The organism is Cellulomonas sp. NPDC057328, assembly GCF_042667215.1.
GTDB lineage: Bacteria > Actinomycetota > Actinomycetes > Actinomycetales > Cellulomonadaceae > Cellulomonas.
Window position 1 is genome coordinate 1 of record NZ_JBHUZW010000135.1, and the last position, 10,475, is coordinate 10,475.

General features: G+C 76.3%; 7 protein-coding genes. 5 read left to right on the forward strand and 2 right to left on the reverse strand.

Going from position 1 to position 10,475, the window contains the following annotated elements:
* The first annotated feature begins 107 nt into the window (after positions 1-107).
* Positions 108-707, forward strand: coding sequence for a uridine kinase (locus tag ACFUMH_RS17040; RefSeq protein ID WP_378208379.1), 600 nt, complete (start codon positions 108-110; stop codon positions 705-707).
* 227 nt (positions 708-934) lie between these two features.
* Here ACFUMH_RS17040 and ACFUMH_RS17045 read toward each other — a convergent pair whose 3' ends face one another.
* Together ACFUMH_RS17045 and ACFUMH_RS17050 are read right to left on the reverse strand one after the other, a co-directional pair.
* Positions 935-2,464 (reverse strand): sodium:solute symporter family protein, encoded by a 1,530-nt coding sequence (locus tag ACFUMH_RS17045; RefSeq protein WP_378208381.1) that lies wholly within the window; start codon positions 2,462-2,464, stop codon positions 935-937.
* 184 nt (positions 2,465-2,648) lie between these two features.
* On the reverse strand, positions 2,649-3,320 hold the full coding sequence (locus ACFUMH_RS17050) for a TetR/AcrR family transcriptional regulator (protein ID WP_378208383.1): 672 nt from the start codon (positions 3,318-3,320) through the stop codon (positions 2,649-2,651).
* Between the two features lie 164 nt (positions 3,321-3,484).
* On the opposite strand from ACFUMH_RS17050, the gene ACFUMH_RS17055 reads away from it, so the two are divergent.
* The 4 genes from ACFUMH_RS17055 (at position 3,485) to ACFUMH_RS17070 (ending at position 10,404) form a co-directional block, all read left to right on the forward strand.
* On the forward strand, positions 3,485-4,348 hold the full coding sequence (locus tag ACFUMH_RS17055; RefSeq protein ID WP_378208386.1) for an urea amidolyase associated protein UAAP1: 864 nt from the start codon (positions 3,485-3,487) through the stop codon (positions 4,346-4,348).
* Positions 4,345-5,040: an urea amidolyase associated protein UAAP2 gene (locus ACFUMH_RS17060; protein WP_378208388.1), complete on the forward strand. Its 696-nt coding sequence runs from the start codon at positions 4,345-4,347 to the stop codon at positions 5,038-5,040. The genes ACFUMH_RS17055 and ACFUMH_RS17060 overlap by 4 nt, the downstream gene beginning before the upstream one ends.
* Positions 5,040-8,684, forward strand: coding sequence for an urea carboxylase (uca, locus tag ACFUMH_RS17065; protein WP_378208391.1), 3,645 nt, complete (start codon positions 5,040-5,042; stop codon positions 8,682-8,684). The genes ACFUMH_RS17060 and uca overlap by 1 nt, the downstream gene beginning before the upstream one ends.
* A gap of 175 nt (positions 8,685-8,859) precedes the next feature.
* Positions 8,860-10,404 (forward strand): DEAD/DEAH box helicase, encoded by a 1,545-nt coding sequence (locus ACFUMH_RS17070; RefSeq protein ID WP_378208393.1) that lies wholly within the window; start codon positions 8,860-8,862, stop codon positions 10,402-10,404.
* Positions 10,405-10,475: the final 71 nt, after the last annotated feature.

A 10,475-nucleotide genomic window follows, 5' to 3' on the forward strand; every position in this document is an offset into this window, starting at 1 on the left:
CGCCCCCGCGCGCGGCCGTCCTCACCGGCGTGCCCGCCGAGGACGGGGCCGGCCGGCTCGCGCCGTCCGCCGCCACGTGGTGACCTGCGTCCGTGCAGGTGCGCCCGGTGACCCCGTCCGTGCTCGTCGACCACCTGGTCGACCGGGTGCTCGCCGGCGACGGCCGGCAGCGGGTGCTCGTCGACGGCGCCGCGCCGCTCGGTGCGGCCGACCTCGCGGACGCGCTGGTCGAGCCGCTGCGCGCCGCGGGCCGCGCCGTGGTGCGCGTGCACGCCGACGACTTCCTGCGGCCCGCGTCGCTGCGGTACGAGCACGGGCGCGAGGACCCCGACGCCTACCTCGAGGACCGCCTCGACGCCGGCGCGCTGGGGCGCGAGGTGCTGGACCCCTTCGCCGCCGAGGGCCGGTACCTGCCGACGCTGTGGGACGCCGGCCGCGACCGCGCCACCCGCGCCCCGTACGCGACCGCGGCCGGCCCGGCGGTGCTCGTGCTCGACGGGGAGCTGCTGCTCGGCCGCTGGTTCGACGCGGAGCTGACGGTCCACCTCACCGCGCGGCCGGCCACCCTCGCGCGCCGCCTCGGGGACGTGCGCGCGTGGCAGCTGCCCGCCTTCGCCCGGTACGAGGACGAGGTGGCGCCGCAGGACGTCGCCGACGTCGTGGTGCGCGTCGACGACCCGCGGCACCCGGCGCTCGTCGTCCGCTGACGCGCCCGCTCGCGGCGTGTCGCACGCGTGCAGCGGCGTGTCGGGCGGGGCGCGGAGATCGTCCCGCGGGCGTACGCACGGTGGGCGCACACCGTGCGCACGCCGTCGGGAAGAGGTGCGGTCCGGCGCCGACACGCCCGACGCCGACACGCAGGCACGCGCGTCGGCGTCGACCGCCCGGTCGGGTCCGGGCGGCCGACGACGTGACGGGGCGCGTGGTGACGTCGTCAGGCCGGGGCGGCCGTCGTCGCGACGGGCGCGGGCACGGCCTCGACCTCCGCGAGCTCGCGGTCGAGCGCCGCCAGCTGCTCGGCCTCGGACGCCCGCTCGTCCGCGGGGCGGGGCCGCAGCCACCCCACCAGCACGTACGTGCCGATGCCCGCGACCGCGGCCACGAGGGTCGCCCACCCGTCGAAGCCGGCGCCGACCAGGTCGTTCGGCACGTACAGCAGGTCGTTGGGCACGCCGTAGAGGGTGGGGGTGAGCGCGAGGAACGTGAGCCGGACGACGAGGCCGACGCCGGCCGCGACCAGCGCGGCGACCGCACCGGGACGCCGCCAGAACAGCCCGAGGGCGAACGGCGCGGCGAGGCACGCGAGCATGACGTCGAACGCGAGCGTCAGGAGGATGCCGGTCTGGGAGACGCGGATCGCGAGCACGGCACCGAGGACGCAGATCGGGACCATCGCCAGGCGGGTCCAGCGCAGCAGCGGGTCCGGACCCCCGACGACGATGCGCCGCTGCCCGAGCAGGTTCCGCACCGCGATGGCCGAGGTGGCGAGGATCGCGCCGGACGCGGTCGAGAACGAGGCGGCGACGATGCCCGACAGCACCAGGACCGCGAGCAGCGGCGGCGCGTGCTCGGCGAGGAGCGTGAACAGCACGGGCCCATCCTCGACGGAGATGCCGAGCACCGCCGACGCCGTCAGGGCGACGAGCGCGAACATGGTGCCGATCGCCGCGGTGAAGCCCGCGGCGACGAAGCACGAGCGCTGGGCCACCTCGGGGCTCCGCGCGCCGAAGACCCGCTGCATGAAGTCGATCGCGACGATGTCGCCGATGCCGAGCGCCACGAGCGTCGCCCAGTTGATCGGCGCACCCTGGGCGCTGTCGGTCAGCTGGCCGAGGTCGAACGGCCCGAGGCCCTCGGGCACGACGATGCCGTAGGTGTACGCGACCCACGCGAGCAGGCTGACGGCGGCGACCACGGTGATGGCGGTCTGGATCACCGCCGTGTACGCGTCGGAGAACAGGCCGCCGGCCACGGTGTAGGCGAGCACGAGCGCGATGGAGAGCAGCACGCCCCACGCGTAGGGGATGTGCGCGAACCGCTCCAGCAGGAACCCGCACGCGACGAGGTTGCCCGCGAGCAGCGTGACGAACGACAGCAGCATGACGAGCGAGGCGACGACCTCGGTGGGGCGGCCGTACCGGATGCGGAAGAAGTCGCCGAGCGTGAAGAGCTTCATGCGGTTGATCGGCTTGGCCAGGAACAGGCCGGTGAGCAGGAGGCAGATGCTCAGGCCGAGGGCGAGCGAGGCGCCGGACCAGAAGCCGAACTGCGACGTCAGGTCGGTGTTGCCGACGGTGGCGTTCGAGTCGACCGCGGCGGCGGTCAGCGAGACGGCGACGAGGGGGACGCCGAGGCGGCGGCCGGCGACGAGGTAGTTGGCGCTGTCCCCGTCCACCTTGCGCGCCACGGCGACGCCGACGACGAGGACGACCAGGACGGTCAGACCCACTCCAGCGATGATCATGAGGGCTCCCGGCGGGATGCGGCGGAGTCGAGGGGGCGCGCGCGGTGGCGCTGCGCGCGTTTCTGTCGTTCGACCCGTATTCATCCGCGCGGGTGTGACCGCCCCGCGTCCCGCACGAAACGATCGTGTTAAGCCGCCCGCACGCCGGTGCCGCCCGGCGCGTGCGAGTGGGGTGGCCCGTGCCTCAGTCCGCGGCGGCCGGCGCGGGCGCCGCGAGGCGGCGCCCGGTGCCCGCGTGCGCCGCCCGGTGCGCCGGCTCGAGGCCGACGAGGGCGAGCGCGGCGTCCGCGACGACGTCGGCGGTGCGGTCGTCGAGCGTGCCCGGCGCCCGGCGGCGCTGCAGGATGACGCTCTCGACGAGGCCCAGCACGAGCGCGGCGGTGCGCACGACGTCGTCCGCGGGGACGCCGCACGCGGCCACGAGCGCGCGGTACGCCGCCTCGAGCTCGGCGCGGCGGTCGTGGAACGGCGCGAACCGCTCGTCGTCGAGCTCGGGCAGCAGGTACAGCGCGCCGAGGTTGTCCTCGCCGGCGCGGAGCAGACGGACGTCGCCCGCGCACAGCGCCCACAGGCGGGCGGGTGCCGGCTCATCGCCCGCGAGCAGGGCGCGGGCGGCGTCGAGGGACGGCTGCACCGTGCCGAGCAGCAGCTCGAGCAGGACCGCGTGCTTGCCGGGGAAGTGGTGGTAGAGGGTCGCCTGCCGGACGCCGGCCACCTCGGCGAGCGCGTGCGTGCTCGTGCTGCCGTAGCCGACCGTGCAGAACAGGCGGGCGCCCGCGTGGAGGATGTCCTCGCGCGTGCCGCGCCCGGTGGGGGAGGCGCCCGCGGTCCGCGGGCGTCCGGTGCGGCGGGGCATGGTCGAGGACGCTAGCAGTGCGGCCCGGCGGGCCCGGACGACGGGCCGCACCGCCGGGCGCGGGTCCGGCTCGCACGGTAACGCGACCGCAACACGGTGCACACGGGCCCGTCACGGGGCGGGTGTTCGCTCCTTTCTGTCCACCGACAGAAAGGGGCGAGCCGATGAGCACCACGACCGACGGCACGTCGACCACCGCCGGAGCCCGTGCCCACGCCCGTGCGCAGGAGGGCACCGTCGTCGCCGAGCGGCCCTGGCTGCCGGCGTCCACGGTCCCGGCCGACGCGCTCGCGGGTGGCCTGCCGGCCGGCGTCGACGCCGCCGACCTCGTCTGGGCCGAGCGCGTCGCGGGCGGCGGGTACGCGCACCGCGAGCTCGCCCGCGGCACGCACGTGCGGCTCACCGACGTCACCGGTGACGCGAGCCTGGCCGCGGTCCTGTACAGCGCGGGCCGCACGCACGAGCGGCTCAACGTCGCCGACACCGTGAAGGTGCAGTGGCAGGTGTACACGGCGCCCGGCCAGCTGCTCCTGTCCGACCAGGGCCGCGTGCTCGCGACCGTCGTCGAGGACGCGTCCGGCCACCACGACACGGTGTTCGGGACGTCGTCGCGGGCCCGCAACGAGGCGCGCTACGGCGACGGCAGCCCGCACGGCGCGTCCCCGGCGGGGCGCGAGCTGCTCGTCCTCGCCGCCGCCAAGCACGGCCTGACCCGCCGCGACGTGCCGCCGTGCGTGACGTTCTTCCAGGGCGTGCGCGTGCGCGCCGACGGCACGGCCGAGACCACCGGCTCCGCCGGCGCGGGCGCGAGCGTCGTGCTGCGCCTGGAGATGCCGGCCGTGCTGCTGCTCGCGGCGACGGCCCACCCGCTCGACCCGCGCGAGCGGTGGAGCTGCGGCCCCGTCGACGTCCTCGCGTGGCGGGGCGCCCCCACCGCACCCGGCGACCCGCTGTGGGACGCCACCCCCGAGGGCCGCCGCGCCTTCCTCGCCACCGCCGACCACCTCACCGCCCGGGGGATCGCATGACGACCACCAGCACCGCCGCCACCAGCACCACCGGCACCGCCGCACCCGGGCGTCACACGTTCGGCCGCGTCCTGCACCGCGAGACCGTCGCGCCGCGCTCGCCGTGGTCGCACGTGCTGCGCCGCGGGCAGGTGCTCACGGTCGTGGACCTCGACGGCAACCAGGCCGTCGACTTCCTCGCCTACGACGCGCACGACACGGCGAACGCGTACAGCGCGCAGGCGACGCTGGCCGAGCAGGGGTCGGTGTTCCTCGTCCTCGGCTCCGTGCTGCGCACCGCCGACGGCGACCCGCTGCTCACGGTCGTCGACGACGACGTCGAGCGGCACGACACCCTCGGCGGCGCGTGCTCCAAGGAGTCGAACGTGCTGCGGTACGGCCCGCACACATGGGCGCAGCACGCGTGCGCCGACAACTTCCTCGCCGAGCTGTCCCGGTACGGCATGGGCAAGCGCGACCAGGTCTCCAACGTGAACTGGTTCATGAACGTGCCGGTCGACCCGGACGGCGCCCTCGGCATCGTCGACGGCATCTCCGCGCCCGGCCTGCGCGTCAGCGTGCGCGCCGAGCGCGACGTGCTCGTCGTCGTCTCCAACTGCCCGCAGGTCAACAACCCGTGCAACGGCTTCGACCCGAGCCGGGCCGAGATGGTCGTGTGGTCCGGCACCACCGAGGACGAGGGAGCCGCGTGATGGCGTTCGACACCCTGCTCGTCGCGAACCGCGGCGAGATCGCCGTCCGCATCCTGCGCAGCGCGCGCGAGCTCGGCCTGCGCACCGTCGCGGTGTTCTCCGAGGCCGACCGCGGCGCCCTGCACACCGAGCTCGCCGACGAGGCCGTCCTGCTCGGCCCGCCGCCCGCGGCGGAGAGCTACCTCGACGTCGACCGGGTGGTCCGCGCGGCGCTCGCGACCGGTGCCGGCGCGGTGCACCCGGGCTACGGGTTCCTCTCGGAGAACGCCGGGTTCGCCCGGGCGTGCGAGGCCGCCGGGCTGGCGTTCGTCGGCCCGACGCCCGAGCAGCTCGAGGTCTTCGGCGCCAAGCACACCGCGCGCGCCGCCGCGCAGGCCGCGGGCGTGCCGCTGCTGCCGGGCACGGACCTGCTCGGCTCGCTGGACGAGGCGCTCGCCGCCGCGGACGCGATCGGCTACCCCGTCATGCTCAAGGCGACCGCCGGCGGTGGCGGGATCGGCATGCGCGCGTGCCACGGGCCCGACGACCTGCGGTCCGCGTGGGACGACGTCCGCCGCGTCGCCGGGGCCGCGTTCGCGTCCGGCGCCGTGTTCCTCGAGCGGCTCGTCGTGCGGGCGCGGCACGTCGAGGTGCAGGTGTTCGGCGACGGCGCGGGGCGCGTCGTCACGCTCGGCGACCGCGACTGCACGCTGCAGCGCCGCAACCAGAAGGTCGTCGAGGAGACGCCCACGCCCGGCCTCCCGGACGCGGTGCGCACGCAGATCACCGACGCCGCGCGCGAGCTGTGCGCGTCGGTCGGCTACCGGTCCGCCGGCACCGTGGAGTACGTGTACGACCCCGACCGCGAGGAGGCGGCGTTCCTCGAGGTCAACACGCGCCTGCAGGTCGAGCACCCCGTCACCGAGGCCGTGCACGGCATCGACCTCGTCGCCTGGATGCTGCGGCTCGCGCAGGGGGAGCGCGGCGTGCTCGACGAGGCGCCGGCGACGCCGACCGGTGCGGCCGTCGAGGCCCGTGTCTACGCCGAGAACACCGACCTCGGCGGCCTGCCGAGCGCCGGCACGGTCACGCACCTCGCGCTGCCCGAGGGCGTCCGCGTCGACACGTGGCTCGAGGTCGGCGCCCAGGTCAGCACGCACTACGACCCGCTGCTCGCCAAGCTCGTCGTGCACGGCCCCGACCGTGCCGCGGCGTGGGCCGGCCTGCGGGACGCGCTCGCCGCGACCCGTGTGGACGGCGTCGCGACGAACCTCGGGCTGCTGCGCGCCGCGGCCGACGACGCCGACGTCGCCGCGGCCGCGCACTGCACGCGCACCCTGGACGGGATCGTCGACGCGACGCCACGGTTCGAGGTGCTGCGCCCCGGCATGCTGACGACCGTGCAGGACCTGCCGGGACGGGTCGGCCTCTGGCCCGTCGGCATCCCGCCGTCGGGGCCGATGGACGCGTGGTCGTTCGCGGCCGGCAACCGCGCGCTCGGCAACGACCCGGGCGCGCCCGGGCTGGAGTGCACGATGACCGGCCCGGCGCTGCGGTTCCGCACCGCGGCCCGCGTCGTCGTCACCGGCGCGCCCGCGCCCGTGGACGTCGACGGGACGCCGGTGCCGCTGTGGGAGCCGGTCGAGGTGCCGGCCGGCGCGGTGCTCACCATCGGGACCGCGACGGCGGGCATGCGCACGTACCTGCTCGTCGAGGGCGGGCTCGACGTCGTGCCCGTGCTGGGGTCGGCGAGCACGTTCGACCTCGGCGAGATCGGTGGCGTCACCGGGCGCGCGCTGCGCACGGGCGACCTCGTCCCGCTCGCGACGCCCGCCGCGCCGCACGACGTGCGGCCCGTGCCCGTGGCGGAGCGCCCCGAGATCGGCTCGGCGTGGGACGTCGCCGCGCTCGAGGGACCGCACGCCGCGCCGGAGTTCTTCCTGCCCGAGGACGTCGAGGCCTTCCACGCCGCCGACTGGGAGGTGCACTTCAACTCGGCGCGCACCGGCGTGCGGCTGGTCGGACCGCGGCCGCGCTGGGCGCGCCCCGACGGCGGCGAGGCCGGCCTGCACCCGTCGAACATCCACGACACGCCCTACGCCGTCGGCGCCGTCGACTACACCGGCGACCTGCCGATCCTGCTCGGCCCCGACGGCCCGAGCCTCGGCGGGTTCACGTGCCCGGCCACCGTCGCGAGCGGGCACCTGTGGAAGCTGGGGCAGCTGCGCCCGGGCGACACCGTCCGCTTCGTGCCCGTCACCGACGCGCAGGCGGCGCGGCTGGCCGACGCCCCGCTCGCGCCCGCGGTCGCCGACCGTGCCCCGGTCACGGACGGCGGCGTGCTCGCGCGCGTCGCCGCGTCCGTCGACGACCCGGAGCTGACCCTGCGGCGCAGCGGCGACGCGAACCTGCTCGTCGAGTACGGGCCGATGCGGCTCGACCTCGGCGTGCGCATGCGGGTGCACGCGCTCATGACGGCGCTGCAGGCCGACGTGGACGCCGGCCGCCTGGCGGGCGTCGTCGAGCTGACGCCCGGCATCCGTTCGCTGCAGGTGCACGTCGACCCGGCCGTGACCTCCGTCGCCGCGCTCGCCGACGTCGTCCGCGCCGTGGACGCCGCGCTGCCGCCGACGCACGACCTGCGCGTGCCGAGCCGCACGGTGCACCTGCCGCTCTCGTGGGACGACCCGTCGACGCGTGAGGCCATCGAGCGGTACATGAACGGCGTCCGCGACGACGCGCCGTGGTGCCCGTGGAACATCGAGTTCATCCGCCGCATCAACGGGCTCGCGTCCGTCGACGACGTGCACCGCACCGTGTTCGACGCCGAGTACCTCGTGCTCGGGCTCGGCGACGTCTACCTCGGAGCGCCCGTCGCGACGCCGCTCGACCCGCGGCACCGCCTCGTCACCACGAAGTACAACCCGGCCCGCACGTGGACGCCGCAGAACGCGGTGGGCATCGGCGGTGCCTACCTGTGCATCTACGGCATGGAGGGGCCGGGCGGGTACCAGTTCGTCGGCCGGACGGTGCCGGTGTGGTCGACGCTGCGCCAGCGCGGCGCGTTCGAGGCCGGGACGCCGTGGCTCCTGCGGTTCTTCGACCGCATCCGCTGGTACGAGGTCGCGCCCGACGAGCTCCTGGAGATGCGTGCCGACATGGCCGCCGGTCGGCTCGCGCTGCGCGTCGAGGAGGGCGAGTTCGCGCTCGCCGACCACGAGCGCTTCCTCGCCGAGAACGCGGAGGCCATCGCGGCGTTCCGCGCGCAGCAGGCCGAGGCGTTCCAGGGCGAGCGCGACGCCTGGGCGGCGGCGGGGGAGTTCGACCGCGTCCACGACGACCCCGCACCGGCCGCAACCGGGCCGCAGGTGGTCGTGCCCGCCGGCTGCACGGCCGTCGAGGCGCCGTTCGTCGCCAACGTGTTCCGCATCGATGTGCGCCCCGGCGACACGGTCGAGGCGGGGCAGACCCTGCTCGCGGTGGAGGCGATGAAGATGGAGGCCCCCGTGCTCGCGCCCGCGGCGGGCCGCGTGCGGGAAGTCGCGGCGACGCTCGGCGCGCAGGTCGGGCCGGGCAGCGTGCTCGTCGTGCTGGAGGGCGTGGACGCGGCTGCGGACACGGGTACGGGGGAGGGGAACGGCGACCTCGACGAGGACGCCGCATGAGCCCCACCGGACGGCCGTCCTGGACGGTGTGAGCGAGTCGTCAGCGGCGCCGGGGCGGTGATAGGGCACACTGGACCCGGCGCCGCCCCGGTCGAAGTCCTCGGGAGCGCGCCCGCGTCCCGGCCTCGTGGTGCTGGCGGACGCCCCCACGAACCGCCGCGAAAGGCGACCCACTGTGCCCAGCTTCTCCTCCCTCGGCCTGCCCGAGGTCCTCTCCCGCTCCCTCGCCGCCCGCGGCGTGACGGAGCCGTTCCCCATCCAGGCGGCGACGCTGCCCGACACGCTCGCCGGTCGGGACGTCCTCGGCCGCGGCCGCACGGGCTCCGGCAAGACGCTCGCGTTCAGCCTGCCGCTCGTGGCCCGCCTCGCCGGCCTCGTGCCCGGCACGACGGCCGTGCGCCGCGCCCCGTCCCGCCCCACCGGTCTCGTCCTCGCCCCGACCCGCGAGCTCGCGTCGCAGATCGCCGCGACCCTCGAGCCGCTCGCGAAGGCCGCCGGCCTCACGGTCACGACGATCTTCGGCGGCGTGTCCCAGCGTCCGCAGGAGTCGGCCCTCAAGGGCTGCGTCGACATCGTCGTCGCGTGCCCCGGCCGCCTCGAGGACCTCATGGGACAGCGGATCATCTCGCTCGCCGACGTCCGCATCACGGTGCTCGACGAGGCCGACCACATGGCCGACCTCGGGTTCCTGCCGGGCGTGCGCCGCATCCTGTCGGCGACGCCGGCCAACGGCCAGCGCATGCTGTTCTCCGCGACGCTGGACAACGGCGTCGACAAGATCGTCGCCGCGTTCCTCAAGGACCCGCTGCGCCACTCGGTCGACTCGGCCTCGTCGCCCGTCAGCACCATGACGCACCACGTGTTCACGGTCGACGGCGCGGACACCAAGAAGGACGTCATCCGGCACCTCGCGTCCGGCACCGGGCGCCGCGTGCTGTTCATGCGCACCAAGCACCAGGCCAAGAAGCTCGCCAAGCAGCTGACGGCGACCGGCGTGCCGGCCGTCGACCTGCACGGCAACCTCAGCCAGGGCGCGCGCGAGCGCAACCTCGAGGCGTTCTCGTCCGGCGAGGTGCGCGTGCTCGTCGCCACCGACATCGCCGCGCGCGGCATCCACGTGGACGACGTCGAGCTCGTCGTGCACGTCGACCCGCCGGCCGAGCACAAGGCGTACCTGCACCGCTCCGGCCGCACCGCGCGCGCCGGGTCCGGCGGCACGGTCGCCACGCTCGTGCTCCCGGAGCAGCAGGCCGAGGTCCGTGCGATGACGCGGCAGGCGGGCATCACCGTCACGCCGCGGCCCGTGCGCGCCGGCGACCCGGTGCTCGTGCAGCTCGTCGGCGGGCCGATGGCGCCCGTCGTGGCGACGGAGGTCCCCGAGCCGGGCCGCACGACCGGTGGCGGCCGCGCGAAGGCGCAGCCGCAGGGCCGGTCGGGCGGGCGTCCCGCGGGCGGCAGCCAGGGCGGTGGCGGCCAGGCCGGCGGCGGTGCCGGTGCGGCCGGCGGTGGCACGCGGCGGCGTCGTCGCGGCGGCTCCGGCCGTGGTGCCGGTGCGGCCGGGGCGTCGACGTCGGCGACGGGCCAGGCGCAGCCGCGCGGCGAGGGCGGGCGTCGTCCGCAGGCCGCCGGTGCGCGTGGCGCCGCGCCCGCGTCGTCCGGCACGGGCGGTGCGGTGCGGATGTCCATGGGCAGCCGCGCCGGCGCCCGTCGCCCGCGCTGACGCAGACCCACGTCGGCCCCCGGCCGACCGCAGGCTGAGCGACAGCCGACCGACGGCGCCGACCCCACGGG

Excerpts from the sequence above, each read along its gene's own strand:
- ACFUMH_RS17045 (WP_378208381.1), bottom strand. The coding sequence starts at position 2,464 with ATGATCATCGCTGGAGTGGGTCTGACCGTCCTGGTCGTCCTCGTCGTC.
- ACFUMH_RS17050 (WP_378208383.1), bottom strand. The coding sequence starts at position 3,320 with ATGCCCCGCCGCACCGGACGCCCGCGGACCGCGGGCGCCTCCCCCACC.
- ACFUMH_RS17055 (WP_378208386.1), top strand. The coding sequence starts at position 3,485 with ATGAGCACCACGACCGACGGCACGTCGACCACCGCCGGAGCCCGTGCC.
- ACFUMH_RS17060 (WP_378208388.1), top strand. The coding sequence starts at position 4,345 with ATGACGACCACCAGCACCGCCGCCACCAGCACCACCGGCACCGCCGCA.
- uca (WP_378208391.1), top strand. The coding sequence starts at position 5,040 with ATGGCGTTCGACACCCTGCTCGTCGCGAACCGCGGCGAGATCGCCGTC.